The 26,905-nt window shown below is 68.1% G+C and carries 22 protein-coding genes and 1 pseudogene; 12 read left to right on the forward strand and 11 right to left on the reverse strand.

What is annotated here, in order from left to right; all coding sequences use genetic code 11:
- The 4 genes from ABZ471_RS40075 to ABZ471_RS40090 form a co-directional block, all read left to right on the forward strand.
- Positions 1–156 (forward strand): IS3 family transposase (locus ABZ471_RS40075; protein WP_359073771.1); only part of this gene is annotated, 156 nt, incomplete at its 5' end.
- A 498-nt stretch (positions 157–654) separates the two neighbouring features.
- Entirely contained in the window at positions 655–1,164 is a 510-nt protein-coding gene (locus ABZ471_RS40080; protein WP_359073740.1) for a SigE family RNA polymerase sigma factor, read from the forward strand.
- 60 nt (positions 1,165–1,224) lie between these two features.
- Positions 1,225–1,938 carry a hypothetical protein gene (locus ABZ471_RS40085; RefSeq protein WP_359073742.1) on the forward strand — a complete coding sequence of 238 codons (714 nt, stop codon included), beginning with the start codon at positions 1,225–1,227 and terminating at the stop codon, positions 1,936–1,938.
- Between the two features lie 459 nt (positions 1,939–2,397).
- On the forward strand, positions 2,398–2,790 hold the full coding sequence (locus ABZ471_RS40090; protein WP_359073743.1) for a hypothetical protein: 393 nt from the start codon (positions 2,398–2,400) through the stop codon (positions 2,788–2,790).
- A gap of 1,313 nt (positions 2,791–4,103) precedes the next feature.
- On the opposite strand, the gene ABZ471_RS40095 is transcribed toward ABZ471_RS40090, so the two are convergent.
- Positions 4,104–4,433: a hypothetical protein gene (locus tag ABZ471_RS40095; RefSeq protein ID WP_359073745.1), complete on the reverse strand. Its 330-nt coding sequence runs from the start codon at positions 4,431–4,433 to the stop codon at positions 4,104–4,106.
- 290 nt (positions 4,434–4,723) lie between these two features.
- Between ABZ471_RS40095 and ABZ471_RS40100 the strand changes: the two genes are divergently transcribed.
- Positions 4,724–4,963, forward strand: a complete 240-nt coding sequence (locus ABZ471_RS40100) for a hypothetical protein (protein ID WP_359073746.1) — start codon at positions 4,724–4,726, stop codon at positions 4,961–4,963.
- Between the two features lie 220 nt (positions 4,964–5,183).
- On the opposite strand, the gene ABZ471_RS40105 is transcribed toward ABZ471_RS40100, so the two are convergent.
- The 3 genes from ABZ471_RS40105 to ABZ471_RS40115 all read right to left on the reverse strand — a co-directional run bounded on the left by ABZ471_RS40105 (position 5,184) and on the right by ABZ471_RS40115 (position 12,978).
- Entirely contained in the window at positions 5,184–5,483 is a 300-nt protein-coding gene (locus ABZ471_RS40105; protein ID WP_359073748.1) for a hypothetical protein, read from the reverse strand.
- Between the two features lie 641 nt (positions 5,484–6,124).
- Entirely contained in the window at positions 6,125–6,703 is a 579-nt protein-coding gene (locus ABZ471_RS40110) for a hypothetical protein (RefSeq protein WP_359073749.1), read from the reverse strand.
- 32 nt (positions 6,704–6,735) lie between these two features.
- Positions 6,736–12,978 (reverse strand): DNRLRE domain-containing protein, encoded by a 6,243-nt coding sequence (locus ABZ471_RS40115; RefSeq protein WP_359073751.1) that lies wholly within the window; start codon positions 12,976–12,978, stop codon positions 6,736–6,738.
- A gap of 1,154 nt (positions 12,979–14,132) precedes the next feature.
- Here ABZ471_RS40115 and ABZ471_RS40120 point away from each other — a divergent pair.
- Positions 14,133–14,543: a transposase gene (locus ABZ471_RS40120; protein ID WP_359073753.1), complete on the forward strand. Its 411-nt coding sequence runs from the start codon at positions 14,133–14,135 to the stop codon at positions 14,541–14,543.
- Positions 14,544–14,682: 139 nt separating this feature from the next.
- On the opposite strand, the gene ABZ471_RS40125 is transcribed toward ABZ471_RS40120, so the two are convergent.
- A complete protein-coding gene (locus ABZ471_RS40125) occupies positions 14,683–15,252 on the reverse strand; it encodes a DUF4232 domain-containing protein (protein ID WP_359073755.1) in 570 nt (189 codons plus the stop codon).
- A 415-nt stretch (positions 15,253–15,667) separates the two neighbouring features.
- Positions 15,668–15,823: pseudogene (locus tag ABZ471_RS40130) on the reverse strand (site-specific integrase); the annotation flags it as partial.
- Positions 15,824–16,096: 273 nt separating this feature from the next.
- Here ABZ471_RS40130 and ABZ471_RS40135 point away from each other — a divergent pair.
- Both ABZ471_RS40135 and ABZ471_RS40140 read left to right on the forward strand, forming a co-directional pair.
- Complete coding sequence (locus tag ABZ471_RS40135) at positions 16,097–17,251, forward strand: inorganic phosphate transporter (protein WP_359073757.1); 1,155 nt, start codon at positions 16,097–16,099, stop codon at positions 17,249–17,251.
- A gap of 61 nt (positions 17,252–17,312) precedes the next feature.
- Positions 17,313–17,546 (forward strand): hypothetical protein, encoded by a 234-nt coding sequence (locus ABZ471_RS40140; protein ID WP_359073759.1) that lies wholly within the window; start codon positions 17,313–17,315, stop codon positions 17,544–17,546.
- Between the two features lie 487 nt (positions 17,547–18,033).
- On the opposite strand, the gene ABZ471_RS40145 is transcribed toward ABZ471_RS40140, so the two are convergent.
- The 3 genes from ABZ471_RS40145 to ABZ471_RS40155 form a co-directional block, all read right to left on the reverse strand.
- Positions 18,034–18,183 (reverse strand): hypothetical protein, encoded by a 150-nt coding sequence (locus ABZ471_RS40145; RefSeq protein WP_359073760.1) that lies wholly within the window; start codon positions 18,181–18,183, stop codon positions 18,034–18,036.
- 60 nt (positions 18,184–18,243) lie between these two features.
- Positions 18,244–18,435, reverse strand: a complete 192-nt coding sequence (locus tag ABZ471_RS40150; RefSeq protein WP_359073762.1) for a hypothetical protein — start codon at positions 18,433–18,435, stop codon at positions 18,244–18,246.
- A gap of 155 nt (positions 18,436–18,590) precedes the next feature.
- The gene (locus ABZ471_RS40155) at positions 18,591–19,019 is read right to left on the reverse strand and encodes a transposase (protein WP_359073772.1); all 429 of its coding nucleotides are present in this window, start codon (positions 19,017–19,019) and stop codon (positions 18,591–18,593) included.
- A 584-nt stretch (positions 19,020–19,603) separates the two neighbouring features.
- Here ABZ471_RS40155 and ABZ471_RS40160 point away from each other — a divergent pair.
- The 4 genes from ABZ471_RS40160 (at position 19,604) to ABZ471_RS40175 (ending at position 24,259) form a co-directional block, all read left to right on the forward strand.
- Positions 19,604–20,014, forward strand: coding sequence for a hypothetical protein (locus tag ABZ471_RS40160; RefSeq protein ID WP_359073763.1), 411 nt, complete (start codon positions 19,604–19,606; stop codon positions 20,012–20,014).
- Positions 20,004–21,995 (forward strand): hypothetical protein, encoded by a 1,992-nt coding sequence (locus ABZ471_RS40165; RefSeq protein WP_359073764.1) that lies wholly within the window; start codon positions 20,004–20,006, stop codon positions 21,993–21,995. The genes ABZ471_RS40160 and ABZ471_RS40165 overlap by 11 nt, the downstream gene beginning before the upstream one ends.
- Before the next feature lie 214 nt (positions 21,996–22,209).
- Positions 22,210–22,530 carry a GYD domain-containing protein gene (locus ABZ471_RS40170; protein WP_359073766.1) on the forward strand — a complete coding sequence of 107 codons (321 nt, stop codon included), beginning with the start codon at positions 22,210–22,212 and terminating at the stop codon, positions 22,528–22,530.
- 364 nt (positions 22,531–22,894) lie between these two features.
- Positions 22,895–24,259 carry an alkaline phosphatase gene (locus ABZ471_RS40175; RefSeq protein ID WP_359073767.1) on the forward strand — a complete coding sequence of 455 codons (1,365 nt, stop codon included), beginning with the start codon at positions 22,895–22,897 and terminating at the stop codon, positions 24,257–24,259.
- A gap of 155 nt (positions 24,260–24,414) precedes the next feature.
- On the opposite strand, the gene ABZ471_RS40180 is transcribed toward ABZ471_RS40175, so the two are convergent.
- Both ABZ471_RS40180 and ABZ471_RS40185 read right to left on the reverse strand, forming a co-directional pair.
- On the reverse strand, positions 24,415–26,016 hold the full coding sequence (locus ABZ471_RS40180; RefSeq protein WP_359073768.1) for a PH domain-containing protein: 1,602 nt from the start codon (positions 26,014–26,016) through the stop codon (positions 24,415–24,417).
- A gap of 109 nt (positions 26,017–26,125) precedes the next feature.
- Positions 26,126–26,905 (reverse strand): ATP-binding protein (locus ABZ471_RS40185; protein WP_359073770.1); only part of this gene is annotated, 780 nt, incomplete at its 5' end.

The following is a 26,905-nucleotide window of genomic DNA, read 5'->3' on the forward strand; positions in this document are numbered from 1 at the left end:
AAGCGCTGGAAGACCCGGGTCGAACTGGCCAACGCGATCTTCGAGTTCATCGAGATCTTCTACAACCGCCAGAGACGACATTCAGCACTGGGCTACCGCACCCCCATCGAGTACGAACTACTCTCCGAGAACGACACCATCCCGGCTGCCGGTTAGCCACCGAGCCTGGAGCCCAAATGGTGGGGCAGGTCATCTGAACTGGCTTGCCTTGCGGGGCGGGTGGGAAGGATGTCGCTGTGCGGCCGGCGGCGGGCTGAGGATGGCGAATCTCGTGACCGCCTCCTGGTACAAGGACGCGGCGTCGTCGAGTGCTCCGGCCGGTGTCAGGTCGCGCGGGATGTAGATGCAGACTAGGGCCTCCCTATGATCTGCGCATGACCTCACATGGGGCAGATGCCGCGTAGGCCACCGAGCGGGCTGCGGGCCAGGCAGCCGGATCTTCGAAGTCGCCGTGCGATCAGCATGCACGGTTTGAAGCGGCGGGGACTGGAAGCGGAGCGACAGCCACCGCGCCAGTCCACGACCTCCACTCAGGCCGACGCCAACGTCGCCGAAGGGAAGTTGGCGTGGGTGGCAAGATTTCTGCTTCTCCGGGTGGGACGTAGCCCTGCGGCCACAGCGTCTTAAGAGTGTGGACGACGAACAGGATCTCGGATGAAGCGCCGGTACGAAGAGGAATTCATGGCGTTCGCCGCTGCGCGATCCGCACCTCTGTTCCGCTCTGCGTGTGTGCTCACCAGCGGTGATATGCACCTCGCGGAGGACCTGGTGCAGGACACGCTGGGCCGGATGTATGCCAACTGGCGCAAGATCGCGCAGATAGACGACCCAGCGGCCTACACCCACACCGTCCTCGTACGGACCTACCTGTCCTACCGCCGCCGACGCAGCAGCTCTGAGCAGCCCACCGACACCCTGCCGGACTCCGGTGCCGCCACCGAGCACGACGCCCCGCTGCGGGTCACGTTGCTCGACGCTCTCGGCCGGCTCTCCGCCCGGGACCGGGCCGTGCTGCTCCTGCGCTACTGGGAGGACCGCAGCGTCGAGCAGACCGCCGCGATTCTTCAGGTCCGGCCGGGCGCGGTACGCAACCAGAGCATGCGCGCGCTCGCACGGATCCGGGACCTTCTGGGCCGTGACCTGTCCGAGCTCGTCAGCACCTGACCCCGGTGCCGCGGCACCTACCTCGCCCTCTGCACCGACCCCGAAACGCGGTGACCCGCCATGCCCATCGAAGAAGACTTCACCGAAGCCCTCCGCACCACCCTCCTGACCTTCGAACCGCCCAATACTCCGTCACTTGTGCAGGCCGGTGTCCGCAACGGCCGACGCAGGCGCCGCAGCCGCGCCACGGCCGTCGGCGTGAGCGGAGCAGCCGTACTCGCGCTCGTCGGGCTCGGCGCGGCGGTCGTTCCCGGACTGCTCTCCGGCAGCCGAACAGCCGACCACACACTCACCGGCCCGGCTGCCTCAGCCACGACCGGCTCGGCCACGGCATCCGCCACCCCGAAGCCGACCTTCACCGGCACGCTCCCCGCCGGCCGCGCCCTTGCCATCCTGACCGCACTGCTGCCGACCGGCCTTACCCGTTCGAGCCCTCCCGGCGGCCGACAGTCCGGGCAGCTGTGGGTGGACGACGGCCACGGCAAGTCGCTGCTCGAAATACACGTCTCCCGGCAGACCTCCACCACCGCGATCCGTAACCACGTCTTCGCCGGCACGACACCCCTGGCCGACGGCACCCTGATCAAGTCCCGGCAGGCACCACCCGGAACGGGCCCCGGGCACGAGGCGGTGAACGTACTGCATCCTGACGGGCTCTACGTCACCATCATGGAGTGGCAGGCACCGAGCCAGAGCGCCCCCTCGACCCGTACCGCGCCGATCCTGACACTGGCCCAACTGCGGGCCATCGCAACCAGCTCACAGTGGCGGTAACCCCCGCAGCGACAGTGCGGCGGGCCGACACGACCACGGCGGGCAGATCACCTCGGTGACTGTCTGGCCGCGTCCACGCCCTGCTGGCAGTACTGATGTGCCTTTCAGACGCCGAACGGATCGACTGGGCTCCGCTCCAACATGCCTGTGGGTCGGCGTCAGGAACGCCTGCTCTGCTGGCCGGGCTGCTGGCGGATGACGTCGGTACGCAGGCGAGGGCTCTGTGGCACCTCAACGATCCGGTGCATATGGCTGTTGCTCCCACTACTGCCCCAGCCATCTCATGCGCATAGCGGGACAGCCTTTAGTTAGCGTGATTTGCAGTCCGATGGGTGGGCTGTGACGGCACCCGTGTGCGCTATGTTCGATCTTCGATTCTTTACAGGTAGTTTAGGGTCCTGCAGAGTTGAAGACACTTTCCATTTAACCTATGGGGGGATTTCTGTGAAATCTCGTAGCGTGCTCGCGGCCGCATTGGGGGCGCTCGCGATATCCGCTCTTTCGATGGCGCCGGCTTCAGCGGATACACCCGGATGGCAATCCGTTGGTAATAGCGAATTTTATCTGGACGCAGACGGCAGCGGTTGCCATACTAAGCCGCTGGAGTCGGGTGGCGGCCATATCAAGGTGACGCACTTCAGGCCGGGACGTCCGACCGATTGGGCGAGCATTTCAGTCTGGGAGTACGACCCCGACAATCCCGATGATCACATCATCACCCTGCCGGACATGCAGGACGGGATGCATTACGAGCCTTGGGTCGGAGGCTGGGAAGACGGCGATAACGGCAAGGCTGAGATCTACTTCCGTGGGCCTTGCACCGGCGCCCCCTGGGTCCACATGGACGACTAGGCTAGCCATGCCGGGACATGACAGAGCCGAAAGTTTATCCGGCTTCGTCCGCAGGTGTCCGGCGTTATGCGCCGGGCACTCTGATCCCGGCTAAGGGCTGTCCTGCCTGCCCTGCGTTGCCGTTTGGCCAGCAAGTATGGTCCGCCCATGGTGCTGGCCCCTTGGGCTCGGCCCCTCTGCGCCTTCGGCGCCGGGGCCGGCCCCTGGGGCCGCAGCGAGCTACGGCCCTGAGTCGAGACCTAAACGCGCAAGGCCATGGTCAGAACAGTGCCTCCGGCGGGGGATCGGCCGGCACCGGGATGGAGGGGGCGCCGTCCCCGGCTTCGAGTCCGTAGTGGCGTGCGCGGGATGGGAGCTGGGGAGCGGGCGAGGAAACGCCCGCGTTTGCCCTCCTGTGAAAATCGACAATCTGGCTGGATGGCGTGGCTACTGGCTTGGCCCCAGCCAGACCGCGCACTCACTCAGTGCCGTCCCCGGCATTCGTGCCAAATCCGCTTTTGGGCCCGTTCTCAGACGAATCCGGTGGTGTCGGAGTATTGCCGTTGTTGTTGGGGTCATGCCGCGGATTGCAGCCAAGGGCGCTGCTCTCGCAGTGAGGGCGATCCTTCTCAGGCGGAGCCGGTGGTGTCGGAGTATTGCCGTTGTTGTTGGGGTCATGCCGCGGATTGCAGCCAAGGGCGCTGCTCTCGCAGTGAGGGCGATCCTTCTCAGGCGACACCCGTGCATTATCGTGAGCTGCTGTAGGCGTGGTTGCGGTCTGCGATGCCACCGAGGCGGCGAATGCACTGGCGGGTACCAGCACGCCTCCGACAGCCAAGGCGGTTGACGCGACAAGCATCGTAATACGCCGCGTGCGGTAGGTATTGATCATCGGAATTCTCCTCCATCGAGAAAGGGGGGAGGGAGCGTCAAGGCATTGCCCAGGCAAGCCTTCTCCGGGATATGTCAGGTGCGTGACGCGTCCAGGATTTTCTGGATAATGAGGGCGGCAATCTGCTCTGCATCAATCTAGGTCTTAATTAGGCCCCGGCATCCGAAGCCCGTCACGTCACGGAATCTCGGGACTTGACGGATAGCCGCAGGCACTCGAGACGAGACATGACCCCCGTCAGGGGCCAGGCACACGATGGTCCGATAGGGCCAGGGAACAGAAGTTCCCCGTGCCACACCCGTGCCAGATCCAGCGGGGAATCACGGGGAACGGCGGGAGCCAGCGGCTGACTGACCTCTTGTCCGTCCATGCGGACGTCTCACAGGTCAGAGCCGCGCCCCCTCACCTCGCTCCTATAGCGGTGCTCCCTGTCTTCCGCCGCTCAGGGCGACGGCGTGAAGCCGGCGGACCGGTCAAGGTGGAACGGGGAGCCCGGAGCCGTTGGGATCCAACCTTCACTAAGGGCCGGCTGAATGGCTTGGGCAACGCTGGATGGCAGGACAGGCTTGGCCTCACGTCCGAACCAATTGCTCGGATGCGGCTGGTTGGTCGTGACCACGAGCGTTGCCCCGGGGATGTCTGCGTGCTCGACCGCGAATGTGCACGGTGCCCACGACAGTGCCTGGAGGTAAGTCGGCCTACGTCGCAGCCGCCAGCGGTAGGCCGTGCCGTCGACAACGATGCGCCGTGATCCCTTGCGGCCCAGCGCCATGGCTCCTCCTCAGACACCGAGGATGCTAGCGACTACGCTTCCGTTCTCCGTCTCAGTTTCCGTCTCATTCAGCGCCGTTCACTGCGGTTCAGAGGAGTCCGAGGCCGATAGCCGCTCCCACGGCCGATCGACCGTGAACCCAGGTGAACGGCCCTGTTCGAGGCACGTGACACCACCAACAGACTTGGAAAGCGTGCGCCCAAGGTGCCTGGCGGTCCCTGAGTACGCGATGCTTGGGGATGGCCCCTGAACCTAGCGCCGCACCGTCGATGACCACTCAGGTGAGTGCGGTGACCGACGGAACCACCAGAGTCTTCAGGTGGGAGGAAGACGCACGCATCGAGGTCCGCAGCCTCGGCGGAGAGGTCGTCATCGAAGCCAACGCCGCCGGGCTGAAGACCCTGGCCGGCTATCTCCTGACACTCGCCCAGGACGGCACACGGGATGGCGCTCACCTCCACCTGGAGGAGCACAACGGGCTCGAAGAGGGCTCAGCAAGCCTGGTCTTGGAGAGGTGCGACGGCGAATGACTCGTGCCAGACGCGTGCCAGATCGTGCGGGGAGCTACGGGGAACAGCGGGGAACCCATTCACAGTGCACCAGGCGTCTACGTCCCTCCGCCGCAGGTGAAGGCTGGGAGCCAGCCCTAGATGCCCTTAGCTTCCCAAGCTGAGAGCGTGGCGGGCTGCTGGCTGCCACGCAGCGAGCGGGCACATAGCCCCCGCTGCAAGGTGCGCCGCCTGCGCTATCTCAGCTGTTCGTCTCCGGACCCCAGTGCTCGGGCTCCACTCCGCGCCAGTCGATCCACGGCACCCCAGCCACCTCCGCCGAGTCGACGAGGCGAACTGTCACTGACAGCAATCCCGCGGACCTGTCGCCGCACACCCACACCTTCATCCGTTCGATAATCGGTGCACTGTCGACGACATTTAGGTAACGGGTCCATTTCATCCCTTTTCCGCGCACCAAGCTTTGTCCGCAATTCAGACGAATGCGGCTTTGGGCGTGATCGAAATGAGACACGAAGCCTGTGGTCAGCGCCTGGCTCATGCCGGACAGTGACTCATGGCAGACGGTGTGTCATGCCGGCAAAAGGTCCCGGATCCACAGCAGAAAGAGGGCTCGGGGCCCCGCACTCTCCACCGGTCTGCGCACGAAGGCGAGGGGCCGCCCGGCCAGGCAACCCCTCGCGAGTGTCCAAAACCCTCTCCCGTGAATGAAGAAGGAAGGACTTTGCCCATGGAACCACAGATGTGGCGCGGTCTGGGAGTCGAGTGGCGGCGCCCTCGCGCTGGGGATGTGGTAGTTGCTTGTGCCCTTTACTACCTCCTCCACCTCCAGCCGGACATCCCCGAGCTCGGCGCCGCCAGCGTCGCAATCAGCGCCCTGCGCTGCATTCGCTACCGAGGTCGCGGAAGCAGGGGCAGCGTCAACGGTTGATCACTCGACCTGCATCGACTGAGCGTCTGAGTTGCCGCCTCTTCCAACGAAGAAACTCAGTCACAGGCAGGCATGTTGAACGCACCCGGGGCGACGCCTGGCCCCGCTGCGAAGACGGGGCCGGGGGCAACCTTGAGGCGCTCGCGACGGGGCTCTTCGTGCTGGGGCCGAACCCTCAAGCAGGCACTGCTCACCGGGGGTGCTCAGGCTGGAATCAGCTGTAACGACGCAGTGGCCAAGCCCGCAGTGATCTACGGCTGAACGGCGGGATCAATCGCTCTCACCACGTGACCATCCGTGGTCCCGCCCGCGCATTTCCAGACCGCGGTCTCATGGAAGTAACCCACATGCAGACCGCGGTCGTGCTCGCCGCAGACGGGCCAGGTCACGCGATGGTGGCTCATGACGAATTCCTGCACTCCTTCCGCCACAGCACCCAGAACCTCTGCCGAATCGGGTGTGGAGACCTCCGCCGACTTGATGTGGACCACGCCGACCGGTCCCAGGTCCGGGTCCCGCACGTAGTCGATGTAGCAGAAGTCGTCGCCGGTGGCCGCTTTCCCGGTGTCCTGCTCCGCCGACCTGGTGACCGTCTCGAAGGCCGATCTCGCCATGGAGAAGGTTCGCGCGGTCCAGGATTCACGGAACTCCGATTCCGGAATTTCTCCACGCGCGCCGTACAGCTCGGCCATCCACGTCAGTACCTCCTCGGGGAGCTGCTCCCCGTGCCGCCAGACCGCTCGCAGCATCCGGTCCTGCCAGTCCGAGAAATTCGACATCATCGCTGCCTTCCGATGGCAATGAAAGCCGGGGGAGAAGTGGCTGCCCACTTCTCCCCCGGCGGCGATCAACCCGAAGGGTCTCAGGTGAAGAGGCCGTAGACGTTCAGGGTCGGGTTCCTGACGCAGATGTTCATGACGGTGAACTTCCCGCTGAATTCAACGTTGTCCGTCCAGTCGAACCAGAAGGTCATGCCCATGGCCCTGTACTTCCCCCGGTCCGACTCCGGTCTTCCTCTCCCGTTCGGGACACCCCAGGAGCCGTGGAAGACGTAGGTGCCCGGCTCCAGGTGGCCGTAGCTCTGATTCTTCTTGGCGTAGTACAGCGGAAGGACGATGGTGTACACGAACTTCAGAGCGCCGTACTTCTTCCAGATGCTCTTCAGCTTCACGTACCAGGTCAGGCTGCACTTGGACTTCCCGGTGCAGTTCCTGCTGATGCCGATGGTGTAGTTCTTCGTCTTCTTCGTCTGAGTGCGGTAGTTCAGCTCACCGCTGGTGTCCGACTGACCGATCGGGTCGGCGGGGTAGATGTAGGCGCTGGTGTTGCCGCCGTAGACCGGGTCGCTCTGGAGGAAGCGGCCGGTGGTCGGATCGTAGACGCGGACGCCCATGAGGGTGTATCCGGCCAGGCCGTCGGTGGCTTTCTGGTAGGCGCCCAGGGACCCGTACTTCGCCGCGGCGGCCGTGGCGTCCAGCGGGTTGCCGTACTCGTCGTAGCGCTGGACCGTGGCGGCGGAGGTCGCCAGGTCCAGCCGGACGGAGATGTCACCGTGCAGGTTGGCCAGTTGGAGGACCGCGCCGCCGGTGGCACCGGTGGTGGCGGCCAGGCCGCCGGAGAGGTCGGGGACATTCCGGCTGACAGTGGAGGCGGAACCCGCGGTGGTGACCGTCCAGGACGGAGTGTCGCAGCCACAGTTGTAGTGGTTCACCGTGGTGCTCGTGGTCGACCAGGTCGCGCCGCTGTCGCTGGTGGTCGCGGTGGCCGAGGACGCCAGGCGGCCGGAACCGTCCAGGCCCCAGGTGGTACGGGTGGAGCCCACGGTCTCACTGGCCACCAGGTCGTTGGTGTAGTAGGCCAGGGTCTTGCCCGCCACCTGGGTCGTGCGCCCGAAGGCGTCGTAGGTGTAGCCCCCGGCGATGAGGCGACCCGCGGTGTCGTGCGCGTACGCCGTGCTGGAGGTGGTGGGGGTGGAGCCCGCGGCCGTGACCGTGGTGGTCAGCGAGGTGCGGTTGTCATCCGTGTCGAAGGCGTAGGCGCGCGAGGTCGTCGTCGTGCCGTCGTCGTCGGTGGCCAGGGCCAGGCGCCCGGAGGCGTCGTAGCCGTAGGCGGTGGACAGGGTTCCGCCGTCGGTCTGGGTGTGACCGGTCTGCTTGCCGTGGATGGTGTAGGTCGCGGAGTCGGAGAGCACGGTGGTGCCTGAGGAGTCCGCGTAGGTCACCGACGTCTGGTTGCCCGTCGTGTCGTAGGTCGTGGCCAGGGTGTAGCCACCGGGGAGGGTCTCACCGGTGAGAGCGCCGTCGGCGTCGTGGGCACCGGCCGTGAACGTCCCGGCGACCGAGTCGGTGATGGACCGGGCCTGGCCGGTGGTGGCGTCGTAGGTGTAGGTGGTGGTGGACGGCACCGAGTCGGACGCCGTCACCGGGCGGTCGAGGATGTCGTAGGTGAAGGAGCTGGTGCTGCCCGACCCGTCGCTGTAGGTGAGTGTCCGGCCCAGGGCGTCGTACGTCGAGGTGGACGTCTTGCCGTTGGCGGTGGTGCTGGCGACCTGGCCGGTGGCCCCGTCGTAGGTGATGGTGGTGGCCGGAGTGCCTGTTCCGGTGCCGCCGGTGACGGTCGTGCCGGTCGGACGGCCCGCCGCGTCGGGCGCGGTGGTGGTCGTACGGGTCACGCCGTTGGCGGTCTCGGCCTTGGTGACGACCTGGCCCCACCGACCGTAGGTGTAGACGGTGGTGACGGCCTCGGCGGGGTTGGTCCCGCCACCCGAGATGGCCGCGGCCGGGGCGGTCCTGCAGAGCAGGCCGTCCCACTCGGTCGAGGCGCAGGCGCCGGTGGCGTGCGTGTCGTAGTAGGTGTACACCAGCGTGCCCGCGTCCGAGCCGGACGATTTCGGGGTGCGGGTGGTGGCCACACGGCCCGCGCTGTCGTAGCTGGTCACCTGGCCCGCGGACTCGCCGCCGCCGGTGGTGGCCAGTTCGGAGCCCGTGGACCAGTCGTAGGTGGTGGTCGTGGTCTTGGTCTCCGCGTCGGTGGCGTAGCCGGCTATGGCCGCGCCCGTGGTGGAGGAGGTGACCAGGTCGGAGACCGCCGCGTTTGCCGGGGCTCCCTCGTCGTAGGCGTAGGAGGTGTGGGCACGGGCCGGGATCACCGTGCCGGCGGCCAGGGTGGACTCGGGGGTGGTGCCGGTGAGTTCCGCGGCCAGGGTGATCTGGTGCAGCGGACCGTACTCGTCCGTCACACGGGTGCCGTCGGCGGAGTACTCCAGCACGGTGGCCAGCTGCTGGGCGCGCTCGGCGGTGGACAGATCGGTCAGGCCCAGGGCGGCCAGTTCTGTCGCCGCGTTGGCGGAGGTGCCCAGGGCGAGTTCCCGGTTGCCGGCGGTCAGGTCGGAGGACTCGTTGCCGAGCAGGTCGTACTCGGTGGTGGTGATCGCACCACCCTGGCTCACGGTGTTGGTCTCCGCTCCGTTCGCGTTGATGTAGCTGATCGTGGCCCGGGCATAGGCGCCGGCTGTCAGGTCGCCGCCGGTGCTGGAGGCCGGAACGCTGTCGGCGGGGAAGAACGCGGTGGCGTCGGTGGGCGCCTCGTCCTGTCCCCAGGTGGCGACCGTCGCGGTGTCCATCTGGTACGGGGCGGCGGTGCCGGAGACCGGGACGTCGTAGACGACGGTGGTGGCCGCCGTGCCGGACGTGGTGCTCTCGGAGCCCGCGGCGAGCGCGGCACGCGAAACCTTGAGGAGCATGCCGGCCCCCGAGGTCAGAGCCGAGCCGGCCGTGCCGTAGGTGAAGGTCCAGGCCAGCTCGCCCGGCTTGGTGTACGTGGCTACGCGGCCGTCGGTGCCGTAGGTGTACTCCGTCTTCAGCGAGGGGCTGATGCGCGGGTCCCACACCTGGCGGAGCTGGCCGGAGGCGTTGTAGGCGTACGAGGCGAGCGTCTCGGAGGTCGAGGCGGAGGCACCGGGGGTGGTGGCCCACAGCTTGACGGCCGAGACCTGGTTCAGATAGTCGCCCAGTGTGCTGGAAGTGGCCGTGGTGGCCGGCGCGTAGACGTACTCCAGTACCCGGCAGCCCTTCGTGGACGGCGTCGTCTGGCAGGTCGTCGCAGTCGCCGCGCTCGTCGGCGAGACCACGTACCTCGGACGGGCCAGCTTCTTGCCGCCCACGTCCACCGTCGTCGAGAAGACCGTGACCGTCGAGTCGTCGACCGCCGAGGCCGACGAGAACACCGTCCACGTCGTCGAGGCCGGGTCCGCCTTCGCGAACACGACCGTGTTGGCGTCGGAGTCGGTCAGTGTGAACATGTTCGTGGTGGTCGAGTAGGTCAGCGTCAGGGACTCGGCACCGATCTCCGGCTGCCAGCCGCCGCTGCTCGTCTCGGTGAACGCGATCGCGCTGCCGTCACCGGCCAGTACCTCGACAGAGGAGCCGGAGGTCTCGCGGATCTGCGTGTAGTCGCTCGACTCGGCGGAGACGGCCGACGTCCAGCCGGGGCCGAAGATCTGCGCCTGGCCCTCGGTGTCGGTGCTGTTGGTACGCGAGGAGAACGTACGGTCCACGCTCGCGGCGAACGCGGAGGCGTCGGTGGCCGACAGGGTGAAGTCACCGGTGAGTTCGTTGACCTGGCCCGGGCCGATCTGATTGGTGAGGGCGGTGCCCGCGTCCCGGTCGAGGGTGACCTCGGCGGTCTGCGAGTAGCCGGTGGTGGTGCCGTTGGTGAACGCGGCCCGCAGCTGGATCACGCCGTCCTCGGCGAGGGTGGAGACGGTGTTCCACACCAGCTTGGTCGCGGTGCCGCCGCTGACGGCGACGGGCCAGTCGGAGACGGCGGAGCCGGAGGCGGTCACGGCACCGACGGGCACGGTGTGCCAGATGTCGGTCTCGCCGCGCCGGTACTGCCAGGTCACGCCGGTGTAGGTGGTGAGGCCCTTGGCCGCCAGGGTGACCCGGCGGGCGGTGGTGTCGCCGTCCTGCGGGGAGAGGATCGCCGCGCCGTCGGCGCCGACGCCGAAGCTGTAGGCGGTGCTGGCGGTGGAGAGGTTGCCGCCGGAGTCGATGGTGCGCGCGTACAGCGTGTGCCAGCCGCCCGCCGGGTTGATGCTGATGGTCTGCGCGTCGCCGCCGTTGCCGTTGGTGGTGTCCAGCTTCGTGTTCGGCAGGGACGCGTCGTCCAGGCCCCACTGGTAGCCGGCACCGTCCGTGGAGGAGGTGTCGAGGGTGCAGTTCACGGCGGCGGAGGCCTTGGCGGTCCAGCCGTTCTGGGTGTACGTGTCACAGGTGACGGTCGGTGCGACCGGCTTGGCCGTGTTCAGCACGAACGTCGTGTAGCCCGACCACGACCCGAAGTCCGCACCGTCGTACGCCCGCGCCCGGTAGCGAAGATGGCTGCCGGAGGGGAAGGCGGAGGCGGAGGGGATGGCCAGGGTCGAGGTGGAGCCGGAGGCCACGGTCTTGCCGTACGCCGTGAGGGAGTACGTGGTGTCCGCGTACGCCGGGTCGGCGGTGATCTCGTACTGCGCCTGGACGTTGGCTCCGTCCGGGTCGGTCACCTTCGACGACAGGGTCGGGGTGAGCGAGGTGACGTAGCGCTTGCCGTTGTAGGCGTTGACCTGCGAGGGCGCGATCGCCGTCGAACTGGGCACCGCCGGGTAGGAGTTGTACGTCACGGTCAGGTGCGGCTCGGTGGAGCCGTCGCCGGAGACGTAGTTGGCGGAGCGGTAGCGGCGCCAGGTGGTGGAGTCGGTCTCCGAGGCACCCGCGATACGGACACCATAGTTGGTGGAGCCGTCGGCCCAGGCCTGCACGATGGCGTCGACGTCGAAGTTGACGGTGCCGGCCGGGCAGGAGTCGTTGTAGCCCTTGGCCGCCGTGCTGGTGACCGCGCCGGTCGTGGTGGTGGCGGGCTGGTCGCCCCAGGTGATGTCCGAGGTGGTCCAGGCCCCGGTGATTCGCCGCACCTGCGTCCCCGCGCCGGTGGTGGCACAGGTCGAGGAGTAGTACGAGTACAGGGCGAGGTTGGTGTCGGTGATGTGCTTGCCCGTGAACGCCGACACGTCGAACTTCAGGTAGGCGCGGGCCTTGGTGGTCCCCGCGTCGTACGTACCCGACTTCAGCTCCTCCGAGGAGACCTGGGAATCGGGGTAGTTGGTGGCGACCCAGGTGTCCGCGGAGGCGGCGAGCGTGCTGGTGGGGTCGACGGTGACCGGGTAGGTCAGCTTGTTTTCGGTGAAGTAGCTCGCGTCTGGGGTGAGGACCAGGGTCTGCGACCCGTCCTCGGCCGTCTCCACCTTCGTGGCGACGGGGGCCTGGTGCTTCGACTCGCCGGACTTACGGTCCTTGGAGGAGTCCCACATCATCGGCGCGGGCGCCTCGGCGACCAGCTTCCCTGCGCCGTCCTTCAGTAGCAGGTGACCGGATTCGGTCACCGACAGCTCAAGTCCCTTGAGCCGCATGGGTATCCGGTACTCCAGCGGACCCTCGGGCGCCTTGTCCAGGACAACGTTCTGGCTGAACCCCTGCGACAGCGCGGTGACCGTCAGGGTCTCGCCGTCACCGAGATCGTAGGAGGCGGTGTCGTCCTTCACCGAAGGCGTCGGAAGCTTCGACTCCCAGCCCATCCCGAACGACTTCGCGCCCTTGGTGACCGAGGCGAGCGCGGTGTCCCCGCCGTCGGAGACCGCGATGTCGGCGGCGGCCACCTCCGGCTCCAGCGCACTGCCCTCGTCGGCCAGAGCGGTGTCGATGTTGCGCCAGACGCCGTCGACCTTCTGCCGGATCGGCGCCGCGTACGTGGATGTCTGCAACTGCCCGTTGGGGAGCGCGTACGTCGTCGAGCTGGCGGAACGTTTCGCCAACACCTCGATCCTGCGGCCCTGCAACCGGGCCATCAGCAACGCGGCGGCCGTCGAATCGGCCGAAGACGCCGCCGACTTGGCGGACTTGCCCGCGGCCGTCGCCCGCGTGGTGGCGGAGTCCGCGGCGGCGAAGGCCTGCCCGCTCCCCAGCGACACCAACGCCGCCTCGGCGACCAGTACGGCGGCGACGGCGAGGGCGGTGCGTCTTGGCGATATGCCCGCGACTCGCGCCCTTCCCCGTTGTCTGAATCTCAACACGACTCCTGTTATCACGCCATGACGCCTGATACGCCATGGGCTGCGCGATTGTAAATGTAAGGAAGTGGTGAAGAAAACCAACGATGCGGTCACTCCGGGCGGAGCCCTCGAAATCGTTACGTCATCTTGCCTGTCAGTCGCTTGACCTGCACAGGTATGGGTCACATAAGCGCCGGGACGACGGCGGACTTCGCGCGATGGTCGCGCTGCCCACGTACGCATGTGGGGCGATTTCCGGCAAAGGGCAGACGGTCTTCGGTGTCGGACTTGACCGCGAGCTGCCGGGTGCGTCGGTATGGAAACGTGATGTGGAGTTGGTGCTCTTGTCCTGATGCGGACGACGGCTCCCGCCACTCGCGCCCGCGCGGAAGGCCATGCCGATCTCGGTTCCGTGATGGAACAGGGGCGGTCCTCCTTTTGCTAACCCGGAGAGGACACGGAGCGGCCATTCGCCCAGGCCAGCACCCAAACAGCCCGCGAATGACCGCAGCTTTCCAAGCTCATAGCCCCATCCGTCGTCACAGACCAGCTGTCGCTGCTCGCTCTGGTAGACAACACAGCGCAATATCGTGGCTGATGCCGGTGGGGGTGCAGCGAGGCATACGCGTGTGTGGTCGGCTGGCGCACCCGCCGTCGTGGCTGACTGTCGTCTGCTGAGGTTCAGAAGGGGCGCATCCAGGGTGCCAGCCGTCAGCCGAGTACGGCTGGGCCGTCCCTGGGCCGTCCAACGTTGCTCGACAGTGGTCAATGGCGACCGACAACAACCACGAAGCGCATGAGCTCACCGCGCCTGACCAGGAAAAGCGCAGGTCACCAAGACTCCCGGCAAGGCCCAGGGCAAGAAGACAGGTCTTGACTCGCTCATTTGGGCTGGCACCGGAACCCTAAGGCGTAGGTTCGTCCGCTCCGTGCCCAGATATATCTTCATCGAGTGAGATTCTCGCAGACTCAGTAAAGCTGGAAATCGTATTGCTGAGTTCGACTGCGACTTGAGCGACCACTGTGGGTGCTGTGCCAGATCGCTTTAATTCCGAGGTCTCCATGTGCAGAACATGCTGCACTTTCCTGCTACATCCTTGAGCCTCTGGGCTGGCTCAACGATAGACGCAGGCCCCTCGACACATACACGGGCTGCCAACTATTGCGGTTTCTTGCTCTCTTCCTCCAGGCCTGCGGCCATATCCGCCGTTTCTGGGGTCTGTCCCAGCCATCACGAGTCCGCCGGCCGCACCAAGAAGACCAAGGTCCGGCCCGGCAACCCGTATCTCAAAGGCGCCCTCGGCCTTGCGGCGTTCGGCGCGGTGAGAACCAAGGACACCTACCTGCAGGCCCGCTACAAGCGGCTGACCGCACGCCGCGGCTCGCTCAGGGCACTGGTCGCCGTCGAGCACTCCATCATCACCGCGATCTGGCACATGCTCACCGACAACATCGCCTACCACGACCTCGGCGGCACCTACTTCACTCAACGCGATCCCGAACGCGCCACCCGCCGGGCCATCAACCAGCTCAACCAGCTCGGCTACACCGGCACCCTCAACCCGATCGAGGACGCAGCCTGACCGACAGGGCCAGACACCCGGCGACCACCACGGCCACCGGGCACCCAAACCTGCCCATCGCCGACCTGACCTGCACCTATTTACGCGTCAGAGCGTTGCGATCGTCGTGCAGGCTGCTCGATTTGTGGGGACGGTGGGGTCAGGAAGGCTTGACCGCCGAGACCGGGGTGACGGTCACCTTGTTGTCGCACTCGGCCCACCACCCGTCGTTCAGGGCGACCTGGTGCTTCCCGGAGTGCGGCAGCCCGATGACCATCGTCGGATACGTCACCGGGTCCTTGCCCGACACGCAGTAGCCGTCGGCCTCCCCCTGGACCTGGACGAAGGTCAGCTTCACCCACGCCTTGCCGTGCGGCCGGACCGTCACGGTGGCCGCCCTGCCGGTGGGGGTGACCTTGAGCGGGGTGTTGTGGGCGGGGGAGCCGTTGCCGGCGCCCGCGACCGTCGGATGGCCCTTCAGGACGCACGTCCTCCGGGAGACGTTGGTGAACTGCACGACCGCCGCCCCGGTCCCGGTCCCGACGGGCCGGTGGGCGGCCTGCCAGGCGCTGACCTTGAGAGCGGAGGCCGGGCAGGCGGGCGGCGGGGTGGAGGTGGTGGTGCTCGCCGCCGTGGCGGTGCCGGGCAGGATGCCGGTCACCGCCGCCGCGACGGCCGTGACCGCCGTCGTCGCCAGAGCCGCCCTGCGAATGCCGTTGCTGTGCCGCATGCTGTGGTCCCCCTGAGTCGTCTCGTCCGCGGGTTTCGGTCGTCGGTTGTTGCCCCGCGGTACGCGTGGTCGTGGTACGTGAGTGCAGATAGGGCGGGAGAGCGGCAGGGTTCCGTGCGGCGACTACTTGTGACGGAACGGTGACGACAGGCTGCACCCGTGCAGATGGCCGTCAGGGCAGACAGAAGCACCTCCAGCGCGCCACGGGTTTTACCACGCCCCCGGCGCGCACCGAAGGTGCGCTGAGTCGCTGACCTGCATTTTTGACATGGATCCCCGGTCAGCGATCTTCCAGGGCCTAATTCGGGACGAAGAGGTCGTGGGTTCAAATCCCGCCACCCCGACGCTGGTTAGAGGGTCTGGTGTGTAAGTTGCACCAGGCCCTCTGTCGTACTCGGGGGCCAAAGGTTCCTGATCAAGTTTCGCGGGCGGTCGTCTCGCGTCGCTGGGCGAAGATCACGTCCATGGCTTCCGCGCCCTCCGTGATGACAGGCCTGAGCTGCTTGCGGTATTCGGCCTCCGTCGCGCCCGGACCGGTGTGCCCGACAAGCTGCGCAATGCGCTCCGCGGGTGCGGTCGGGCAGGGCGATGACGACGGCCTTGTCCATGTAGCGGACCAGGCAGCCGCGACACTCCAGCAGGTGGAGCGCGCCCCCTCTTCCTGACCGGCAGCGTGAGATCGTCGAGCGCGAAGCCGGCGTGCCGTTCTCCGCTAGCGGACCAGAGCTGAGGCGTCGATGACGCTTACGGTCGGCCAGTCGATCGGGACATCTCTGTGCGCCAGGACTCTCAGGGCCGGTGAACCAGGTCGCCCGCGCTGAACCCTCGTGTTTAACTCGTGCGTATGGGCGACATTTCGTTCATTGTGGTGGCAGTCATCCTTGCGGCCTTGGCCTTCGACTTCACGAATGGCTTTCATGACACGGCGAACGCTATGGCCACGTCCATCGCGACCAAGGCGTTACGACCCAAGGTCGCGGTCCTGATCAGTGCCGTGCTGAACATCGCCGGTGCATTCCTGTCCACCGAAGTGGCGAAGACCATCTCGAACGGCATCCTGAACGACGCCAAGGTGACGCCGACCATGATTTTCGCGGGTCTGGTGGGCGCCATCCTGTGGAACCTGTTGACCTGGCTGTTCGGCCTGCCGTCTTCCTCCTCGCACGCCCTGTTCGGAGGATTGATCGGTGCCGTGTGGGTCGGGGCGGGAGTCTCCGCCATCAACTTTTCCGAAGTGGTCGAGAAGATCATCATTCCCGCTTTCGCGTCGCCGTTCGTCGCCGGTGCGGCCGCGCTGATGGCCACTTACGCGGCCTACCGGATCACCACGCGCGCACGGACGGGCACGGTGACGCGCGGCTTCCGGCTCGGCCAGACGGCCTCGGCATCGCTGGTCTCACTCGCGCACGGTACGAACGACGCACAGAAGACGATGGGAGTGATCACCCTCACCCTCATCTCCGTCGGCGCGCTCTCTCCCGGCTCCGGGCCGCCGCTATGGGTGATCATCACCGCCGGGCTCACCATCGGCATGGGCACCTATCTGGGCGGCTGGCGGATCATCCGGACGATGGGCAAGGGCCTGACCGACATCGAATCCCCTCAAGGCTTCGCGGCCGAGACCTCCTCCGCCACGGTCATCCTCACCTCCGCACACTTCGGCTTCGCCCTGTCCACCACCCAGGTGTGCTCGGGCGCCATCATCGGGGCCGGGATCGGCAAGCGGCTGGCCGAGGTGCGGTGGGGAACAGCCGGGCGTATGGCGATCGCCTGGCTGATCACCCTGCCGTCGGCCGCCCTTGTCGGCGCGCTCGCGGGTGAGGCGGTCACGCACGGCGGGAACCTCGGCATCGCCCTGGTGTCCCTGTGCGCACTCGCCCTCACCACGGTCATCGTCGTACTGGCCCGGCGTAATCCGGTCACCGCGCACAACGTGAACGAGGCCAAGACGGTCCGGGTCGGTCTCGTGGTGCCGACGGGCGGGGGCAGCGGCCGGTGACCTGCCGACAGAACCGAACCAGTGCGGCGCAGAGCCGTCAGAGAGAGGATGGCCGGTCGGGATGAACCTGCATTGGAGCGCGCTCGGCCAGGTGGTCGTAGTGGGAGCGGGAGCGGCACTCGCTGTCGTCGTCGTCTTTGCTTTCGGTGTCGTCGCGCTGTCCCAGCGGGACACCGCACACGAGCACGGCGAGGCCGGAAGGGCAGCGCTCGCGGCTGCCGGAACGTGCTTCCTGGCCTGTGCCGCCGCGGTGCTCTACGGGATCTACCTCATCATTCCCCAATTCCATCGGTGATCCCGACGCGGTGGCAGGGACCAGACGCCGCCTGCGCACGCGGCGGACCGTGCCTCCTCCTTGATGCGCCGCCCTGTGGGAAACGCCCCGAGCTGGTCGGCTGGGACACCCTCGGCGACCCCACCCAGACACAGTCAGCACCCGACACCACCCAGCCAGTGCCTGGCGTGTCGCCGACGCTGTACAGCAGAGAAGTACAGCAACCTCGACGACCGCAGCTGACCCTCAGCAGCCGTCCACGTCCGACTGGCCAGCCCACTCAATGACTACCCAGCCAAGAGTTCGGGACGAAGACGTGCCATCGTGGCGAGATCAGCTCTAGGGCCATGGGCGGCCGTCTCGGTTTCCGTCTCGTTCAGCCCCGTTCACGGTCGTTCGGGCGAGCCCCGAAGCCGTCGCCGCACCGGCGGCCGGCCGTCCACGAACGCAGGTGAACAACCCTGCACCCGGCCCAAGGCCCCACCACAGTTGGTCTCCTGTGGGCGCTTCAGGCTCCGAGGGAGGTCCGCCGCACGCCGGTGCACGCGATCAGCGTGCTGCCGTCTTCGGAAAGAAACAACATGAACGTCCAGGAACCATCGGCCGATCTGATCTGCCCCACGCGAACCGGTTGCCGATGCCCGTCGAGGAGTTCCACGGTGCGTTCCAGGTCGGTGGTCTCGATGCCCTTCCGCCGTGTGTACCGGAGTCGACGTCCCTAGGTACCGGCGAGGGACTCAGCGGACGCAGTCCCCTCCCGGACGACATGCGGACCGCCGCCGCGGAGCGCGGCGAGCGCGGCCGACGACGCCTCGTCATTGCCGGCCAGTAGCTGTTCGAGCGGTTCGCGCTCCGTGCCGTCACCCCCGCCAGGATCCTGCTGTACAGCAGCGAGGACAGCAACCACCACGACCGTGGCCACCACCAACAGCCGTCAAGAGCCGTCCGACCGGCTCGCAGGCCTTCATTGACCACTCAGTCGATGGTTCGGAACGGACCGCGCAGCCTCGCTCCGGTGATGCCAGTACTACGCCAGGCAGCCCAGGGCGCGCCGGACTTCGGCGGTCACAGCGCGCTGCCCAGGCGTTCGATCAGCGCGTGGGCCGTCTCCTCGCCGCCGACCGCGGCACCTGCCGTAACGGTGGTGATCGCGATCGGTGCGAGGTATCCCTTGAGGCCCGCCGCGGCGCGTCGGAGGGTGCCGGGGTCCGGCTCGTCCCGGGCGACCTCGGCGCGGATCGTTGTCGCGAGGTCCGATGCGTCCTCGCGGACGTCGTCCGGGACGCCCGCGGCGGACAGATGGCGCACGGCGTCGGCGTCGGCGATGCCCAGCTCGGGCTTGGTGGCGAAGGCGATCTCCTCGGGCGCTCCGGCGTCCCGGCGGCACGGCGCGTCCTGGGCCCAGACGGCGGGCAGGCACAGGCGCCGGTCATAGAGGGTGGGCCCGCACTCGGCGGGGTAGGTGAGCATCACCATTACCTGGCAGTTGCGCACGTCCCCGGCGGAGACCCTCAATCAGGTCCGCGAACACCTCCCGCGGCTCCGGCCGCGCGACCATGTGCCCCAACCCCACGGTGAGCAAAGCCAGTTCCTCAGCCCATCCCTCCACGCTCTCCGGTGCCACATCAACCAGCATGACCAGACAAGGACTTCGCCGATCAGCAGTCACAAGATCTGAGCCCGTAGTACCAGGCTGACTTCAGCGGCCACGGTGACCCGAGAGAACCGCTTGCACTCAAAGTGACATCGCCAATACGCTCCGTCCGAGCGACTTGTTCGAGATCCCCGCATTGTGGGGGACCGCTTCTCCTCAGCCAGGCATGCCGTCGGCGGAACCGAGCAGCAGTCTCCCTGGCCGTGCTCCCTCAGCTCAGTGTTCTTCCTCGCTGCCGGGCCGGACAATGTGCGGTCCGGACTGCACCAGACGTCTCGGAGGACTGCTCCGCAGACCGACACGGGTGGAGGTCAGCGGCACATGTTCGCGCTCTCGCTCTGCTTGGCGCACCCGCGTCATGCACAGCAGGAACGCCGACAGCCGGTGCCCGCAGGCATCGGCCTACCCGCCGGAGCGCCTCCCCGTGCCCATCGACGACACCGTCACCATCTCGATCGACCTCGACCAGGACGAAGTCACATTGGTCGTAGGAGTTCTCCAGAATGCGGCACACGCATGTCGTGCCGCTGCTCCGTCCGACGCCAGGACCGACCAATACGCCGGCATCACCCTGGGCCGACTGACCGCCCGCTGGACCGACATCGCGGAGCGCGAGCTGCACTGCGCCGTGGTGAAGCTGCACGGCGAGCGTCTGTTCACGGTTCCGCTGACCGCAGAGGCCTGGTACCAGGTCCGGGCGGCGCTCAGCGCCTGCGTCGCCCAACTCTCCGGTCACCTTGATGACAGCGCCCCGGCCGACGCCCCGGACCGGGAACGGATGTATCGCGCGCTACACCTGGCGCACAAGATCGCGGAGGCCACCAATGACCGATGAGGCCACCGCGGAACTCCGCGACGACGGGACAGGATGGCAGCCCGAACCCTACGTACTGCCACGCCTCGCCGCCGTCGACAACCTCGCTACCGCGCTGTTCGGCAGGGGCCTGAACGAACAGGCGGCCGAAGCGCTCGCCCGGGCCGCCGTGCAGCCGGAAGACATGCGGCGGAAACTGACGGACGTCAACCTGCTGCGCGTGCAGGGCGGCACGCTGCACATCGTCGAAACCCGCCTGTGGTCCGCCTCGGTGGTCGCGCACCCGGCCAACCCCCGTGAGTACGGCCGCCGGAGCTACGCCCTGGGGGGCGCTTCGGCCGCCCTGCGGATCCTCCCGGAGCCGGAGTCGGTCCCGGGACGCAGCCCGGAGTTGCACATCCGGGTGCCTCATCCCAACGACCTCGCGCAGCGCCTGGATGACGCCAAGGAGCGGCTCGTCAAGGAGAACCCTCTCGCCGACGACATCGCGGCCGAAGGGGTGCTCCAGCCTCTGATGGTTGTTCCCATGATGGTCTGTTACGAAAGGGCCCCGAACCGGCCGGTCACGCTGCTGATCACCGCCGACGGTTCGAGCCGAGTCAGCGCAGTCCACCACTTGCTCGGGTACCGCCCTTCGCTCATCGCGTATGACTGGGCAAACGACGTCCGGAAGGTCCGGCGGGAGGTCAATCGATGGCTTCGGCTGGTCCAGAAGCAGGGATGGGACGCACTCAGTCCGGCAGAGCAGGGCATGGTGCGCGCGCTGACCGTGCCCGCCCGGGTCGTGGTGGGTTTCGTGCCCGACGCCCGAGCCGGCGTCCGCTTCCACATTGCCGTACGAAACTTCATCGGTCTTACCCATATTCGGCCGCCCAAGCCGTACGGGTCTGCCGTGGAGAACGAGGCGAAGGGAGACGCGGTCCTCGACTCGCTGGCCGAGCCCACCCGTAGCAGGCCCGCACGGATCACCCCACAGGAGAAGCGCTGGTTCGCAGGCGTGATCACCGAGCAGGAGGCGGCCGAGGAGGGCTTCAGCCCGCACCAGGACGTACGCACTGCGGAGATCGTCCGGACCGTGCTCGGAGGCGGGACCGGCACCGCGCGGCGGGTCAACGAGGGAATCCGCTCACTGACCGCGAAGCAACGCCCCGAGCACGAGGACCGCGTCGACATCGCCGTGGAGCTGATCCTCCGCCCAGTGCGCACGGCCAGGAACGACGCCCTCCCGTACGTCCGCCCCCGGCGCGCCGTGCTCCAGCGTGCCTACCGCCTTCCGGAGATCAAGGAGCTGCCCGCCGACGCGCTGCTGGAGGGGGCGCTCGACAGTGGCCGAACGCTGGAGGAGCTGCGGGACGCCGCACTGAAGGAGGCTGCGGAAGGACTCGGTGCGGGCGGCAGGCTGGGCGTGGCCCAGACGGAACTCGCGGTCAAGGCCACCTACTACATGGTCACCGCCGGCACCATGGCGCTCCAGACCGAAGGGTCCGGCGCGGCCCGCGCCCAGGACAGCCGCAGCGCGGTCGGGGTACTGCGGGCGATGCTCTCCCAGCGGCGCGGGGTGATCCAGGCGTACGAGGTCGTCCGTGCGGGTCGGCTGGGCAGGCCACTGCTCGAGGTCGACGAGGACGGCGCACTCGTCTGCACGAACGATGGCGAATACCGTGAGCTGACGGATGCGTTGGTCCGCCACACGTACAACGGGGAGGCCCTGACCGAGGCGATCGTGGGACTTCCCGCGGCACGGGCCCGGTGGGCGACGGTGACCAAGAGCGTGCACAACCTGCGCCAGGCTATGAGTGCCATGGAGTCGGTTCCCGTCTACGAGGGCGGCGGCAGCCTGGTCAAGCGGGAGGGATGGGACCCGCCGGAGATCGAGGAGACTCGCCGCCACCTCGATCGGATCAGTCGCAGGCTGGCGGACTGGGCGGACCGGTTTCACGAGCAGTACGACGAAGAGGGCCAGGGCGCCGACGTCGATGCCCTGGACGTCGGCGAACTGTAGGAGGGGGATACGAGTGTCCCGCCCTCGACCGACAGCGCGATGCACAACGGCGGTGCCTGACGGCCATGCCGGTTGGGGTGGGCACAGGAACCTGATCAGCGGAAAGTGGTACGGCTTCGAACGGGTGAATCCGGCCGTTCGGTGAGTGGTGGCCGTCGTGACAGCGGGAAGGCCATTCTGCGTACCCGACACGTGACGGGCAGGGAGCATCCCTATGCCGAAGTTCCTCATCCAGGCCACCTACACACCCGAGGGCACGAAGGGGCTGCTCAAGGAAGGCGGGAGTGGTCGTCGCGCCGCCGTCGACCGGGTCGTCGCCGACCTGGGCGGGAAGGTCGAGGCCATGTACTTCGCCTTCGGGGAGGACGACATCGTGCTGATCGTCGACTTCCCCGATCCGGTCTCCATGGCTGCCGTCAGTCTCACCGTCAAGGCCAGCGGCGCCCTCCGTACCCGGGCCACGCCCCTTCTCACCCTCGACGAGATCGACGAGGCCGCCCGTCGGCAGGTCGCCTTCCGCGCTCCCGGCACTTGAACCAAAGAGACTGAGTCAAAGGGACTGGGCCAAAGGGACTGAGCCAAAAGGGCTCGCCCGGCCGGTGCCGGCCTCCGGGCCGTTCCTCGCCATGCCCGGGGCCGGCACCTGCATGTCGAACCGGAGTGTGTCGCCACGGCGTTGGCCGCGTTGCGTGGGCGCGGGCGGCGGTGTGACGCGCTGCGGGCAGGACGGACGGAACGGGGCTGTCAGGTCAGGTCCTTCAGGTCAGGTCCTCCCGCTCGTGTCATGTTCCGGATACATCAGCACGACCAACCGTTTACCTCTCCTTTGCCAACACCTGGTGATCTGACCCGTGTTGGACACCGCATCCGCACGCCGGACGCTTCAAGGAGTCGTATCCATGCTCAGACCCACCCGCCGTCACCTCACGGTCGCCACCGCTCTGGTCGCCGCCACCACGGCCGCCGTGGCCGTCACCACCACCGCCGGCGCCTTCGACAGCGCGCAGCAGGCGAAGGACGCGATCAAGGGCGGGAAGGCGAAGAACGTCATCCTGCTCATCGGTGACGGCATGGGCGACTCGGAGATCACCCTCGCCCGTGACTACACGGTCGGCGCCAACGGGCGCCTGAACATGGACAAGTTCCCGCTGACCGGCGCCTACACCACCTACGCGGTCCACGCCGACGGCACCCCGGACTACGTCACCGACTCCGCCGCCAGTGGCTCCGGCTGGGCCACCGGTGTGAAGACGGTCAACGGCCGCATCTCCAAGACTCCTGGCACCGACAAGCCGGTCCGGACGATCCTGGAGCTGGCGCACAAGGGCGGCTACGCCACCGGCAGCGTCACCACCTCCGAGCTCACCGACGCCACCCCGGCCGTGCTCGCCTCGCACGTCACCGACCGTTCCTGCCAGGGCCCGGCCGACATGGCCAAGTGCTCCGCCGACACGATCGCGAAGGGCGGTCCCGGCTCGATCGCCGAGCAGTCCGTCAACCACAAGGTCGACGTCCTCATCGGCGGTGGCAAGCAGCGCTTCGACCAGAAGGTCACCGACGGCAGGTACAAGGGCCTCACCGTCACCCAGCAGGCGCAGAAGCTCGGCTACCAGGTCGTCACCGACAAGGCGGGCCTGAAGAACGTGAAGGCCGGAAAGCCGGTGCTCGGACTGCTCGCCACCGGCAACGTGCCGGTGGAGTGGACCGGCAAGGGGGCGGCCGTCGGCGGCACGGACCCGCAGCGGTGCGTGACCTCCAACCCGAACCGCCCCTCGACGACTCCTAGCCTCGCGGACTCCGCCGCCAAGGCGATCCAGCTGCTGGAGGCCAAGCAGCAGCAGAAGCACTCCAAGCAGGGCTTCTTCCTGCAGATCGAGGGCGCCTCGATCGACAAGCAGGACCACGCCGCCGACCCCTGCGGCCAGATCGGCGAGACCGCCGCCTTCGACCGCGCGGTGAAGGTCGCCCGGGCGTACGCGGCCAAGCACCCCGACACCCTCGTCGTCACCACCGCCGACCACGGCCACACCAGCCAGATCGTCCCGCTGGAGGCCACCCCGCCCGGTCTGTCCTCCACGCTCGTCACCAACGAGGGCCAGCAGCTGAAGGTCAACTACTCGACCAACACCCCGGGCCAGTCCCAGGAGCACACCGGCACCCAGGTCCGCATCGCGGCCCAGGGCCCGCAGGCGTACCGCGTCCTCGGCGTCACCAACCAGACCGACCTGTTCGTCACCCTCCGCGAGGCACTGCGCCTGCGCTGAACCGGCGGGTGAGGGAGGAACGGCCGCCACCGTTCGTCTCCCTCGTGCCTGCCCCCCGAGAGCGTGCCGCCCAGCCGGTGGCACGCTCTCTCGTCGTCCCGGATGTCCCCGAGGTGCCCGCCGGGCAGGTGCTGTGCGGTCCCGCGGGCGCCCGGTCAGGTCCTGGCCGACCCCAGTGCGCGGATGATGCGCGTCAGGTCGGCCGGGGCCGCGGCCAGGCGGATCGGGGTGCCGGCGTCATCGAGTTCGGCGATGTGCCAGCTTCTGGGGACGATGTCGCCGTCGCTGCCCCGGGCGCGTCGTACGTTCCTGACGGTGAGGCGCTCGACCGGGATGCGTTTCGCCGCGAAGCTGCCCGGGCCGGGGGTCACCGCGGGGGCACCGTCCCCGAGGGCGATGTGGGTGCCGAAGCCGTACGGGTTGAAGTCGGTGGGCTCCAGGAAGCGGGCGGAGAGGAACACCTCGCCCTCCTCCGGCCGTTCGGGAACTCCGACCACTCCGACCACTCCGGCCACTCCGGCCACTCCGGCCACTCCGGCCACTCCGGCAGTCTCGCCCTCGGCCCTGCCGCTCGCGGCCTCCGCGGGCGTGCGGATGCGGGTCGCGCGCCAGGCCGCGGTGAGCAGGGCCAGGGTGAGCAGCGTGCCTGTGGCCGCCCAGGTGATCTGCGCGGGTGAGGAGAGCGGGTCGGTGGGGTGCAGGAAGCAGAGGGGCAGCAGCCACATGGCGGTGCCGGCGAGTGCGCCCGCGAACGGCAGGGCCGAGGGGAGGACTTCGTCGTCGGGAAGCCTGCGCCCGCGCAGGTGCAGCAGCGCCTTCGCCCCCGGGTAGCCCGCGGCCAGGGCCAGCAGGGCCGCTACGACGGCCACGGAGCGAGGGGTGGTGATGTGCTCGTGCCAGCTGCGACCCGCCCCGGTCACCTTCATCACCCGCCCGCGCCAGACGGTCAGCCGTACGTGGTCGCCGGGCCGGAAATCCTCGGCGGCCTCGGATGACACCGCGAGCCGGGCCAGTGGTCTGCTGTCCGTGAAGTACAGCCAGCTGCGCTGCTTGGGCTGGTTGGCGTCGGTGCGCGCGATCACCGCCGGGACGGTGGTCAGGCAGTCGTCGCGCCCGGTGTCGGTCGACCGGACCGTGCAGGGTGTGGCCCTCCGCCAAGCCTGTTCCTCCGCCGCGGCCGGCGAGACGAACCACGCGGTCACGGCCGCGGACGCGAGCAGCAACGCGCACAGGGCCACCGCTCCCGCCCGGCCGGCGCCCGCGGTGCGGTGCGAGATGACGGTGAGGTCGCTCGACTCCGGCCTCCCGTGACGGCGGTGCAGTGCGCGGAGTGTGTCCAGCTGCGCGTCGAAGTCCGGGTCGTCGGACGACCAGCTCCTCGGCAGGGGCAGGAGCAGCCGGTGTCCGTCCCGCAGGGCCAGGCCGACGCGCCGGGTCTCATGCGCGCGGGACGTGTTCGCGTGCCTCAGGAGGACGCGAACGTCGGCGATGTCTCCCCACGCCACGCTCCGGCGGCGCAGCAGGGTCCGGGCGTGCACGCCGTACGCGTCGGCGCTCACCCGGGCGGTGACGTGGTGCAGCGAGAGGACGCCCGCCAGGGCGAGGAACAGGCCGACGGCCGCCGCTGCGTCCAGGAGGGTGCCCCGGTCGGCCAGGCGGACGGCCGCCAGGCACGCTCCGGCTGCCCCGAGGGCGACGAAGAACCACGAAGAGCGCTCCAGCAGAGGTCGGCAGGTCACTTCCGGAACGTTCTTCATGTGCGGAGTCTCCGTCATCGGCGCAGCGCGTTCTTGGGCGGTTCCCGGCAGGGTTCGGGGGGTCGACGCTGCCGGACTGCGACCCCGCCCGTGCCTGCGGAGCGGGCGCTCAGCCGATCGCCGTCGTCCGGATCCCGGGCGCCGGCTGCGCCGGGACGCCTCCGGACCGGGGCAGGCTGAGGACCATCGTGAGGCCGCCGCCGGGGGTGTCCTCGGCGTTGAGCGTGCCGCCGATCGCCTCCGCGAAACCGCGGGCGACCGCGAGGCCGAGGCCGACTCCTGCGCCGCGGGGCGAGTCGCCGTAGCGCTGGAAGGGTTCGAAGATGCGGGACTTGGCCTCGTCCGGCACGCCCGGCCCGCGGTCGACCACGCGGACCTCCACCCGGTCGGCGAGGGCGCTGGCCGCGACCAGCACCCGCTCCCCGGGCGGGCTGTACTTGACCGCGTTCTCCACGACGTTGGCGACCGACCGCTCCAGCAGGCCCCGGTCCACGTCGACCATGGGGAGGGTCTCGGGGACGTCCAGGTCGACGCTGTCCTCGGGTACGCCGCCCAGCGCCATCGGGATCACCTCGTCCAGGTCGGTCTCGCGGATGATCGGGGTGACGGTGCCGGTCTGCAGGCGGGACATGTCGAGCAGGTTGCCGACGAGGAGGTCGAGGCGGTCGGCGCCCTCCTCTATGGCCGCCAGGAGTTCCGCCCGGTCGGCCTCCGACCATTCGACGTCGTCCGAGCGGAGCGAGGTGACCGACGCCTTGATGCCGGCCAGGGGGGTGCGCAGGTCGTGGCTGACGGCGGCGAGCAGGGCGGTGCGGATGCGGTTGCCCTCGGCGAGCGCGCGGGCCTGGTCGGCCTCCTCCTGGAGGCGCCGGCGGTCCAGTACGACGGC

The sequence above is a fragment of the Streptomyces sp. NPDC005728 genome, from assembly GCF_040630895.1.
GTDB lineage: Bacteria > Actinomycetota > Actinomycetes > Streptomycetales > Streptomycetaceae > Streptomyces.

Excerpts from the sequence above, each read along its gene's own strand:
- ABZ471_RS40080 (WP_359073740.1), top strand. The coding sequence starts at position 655 with ATGAAGCGCCGGTACGAAGAGGAATTCATGGCGTTCGCCGCTGCGCGA.
- ABZ471_RS40085 (WP_359073742.1), top strand. The coding sequence starts at position 1,225 with ATGCCCATCGAAGAAGACTTCACCGAAGCCCTCCGCACCACCCTCCTG.
- ABZ471_RS40095 (WP_359073745.1), bottom strand. The coding sequence starts at position 4,433 with ATGGCGCTGGGCCGCAAGGGATCACGGCGCATCGTTGTCGACGGCACG.
- ABZ471_RS40105 (WP_359073748.1), bottom strand. The coding sequence starts at position 5,483 with ATGAGCCAGGCGCTGACCACAGGCTTCGTGTCTCATTTCGATCACGCC.
- ABZ471_RS40125 (WP_359073755.1), bottom strand. The coding sequence starts at position 15,252 with ATGCGGCACAGCAACGGCATTCGCAGGGCGGCTCTGGCGACGACGGCG.
- ABZ471_RS40135 (WP_359073757.1), top strand. The coding sequence starts at position 16,097 with ATGGGCGACATTTCGTTCATTGTGGTGGCAGTCATCCTTGCGGCCTTG.
- ABZ471_RS40140 (WP_359073759.1), top strand. The coding sequence starts at position 17,313 with ATGAACCTGCATTGGAGCGCGCTCGGCCAGGTGGTCGTAGTGGGAGCG.
- ABZ471_RS40165 (WP_359073764.1), top strand. The coding sequence starts at position 20,004 with ATGACCGATGAGGCCACCGCGGAACTCCGCGACGACGGGACAGGATGG.
- ABZ471_RS40170 (WP_359073766.1), top strand. The coding sequence starts at position 22,210 with ATGCCGAAGTTCCTCATCCAGGCCACCTACACACCCGAGGGCACGAAG.
- ABZ471_RS40175 (WP_359073767.1), top strand. The coding sequence starts at position 22,895 with ATGCTCAGACCCACCCGCCGTCACCTCACGGTCGCCACCGCTCTGGTC.
- ABZ471_RS40180 (WP_359073768.1), bottom strand. The coding sequence starts at position 26,016 with ATGAAGAACGTTCCGGAAGTGACCTGCCGACCTCTGCTGGAGCGCTCT.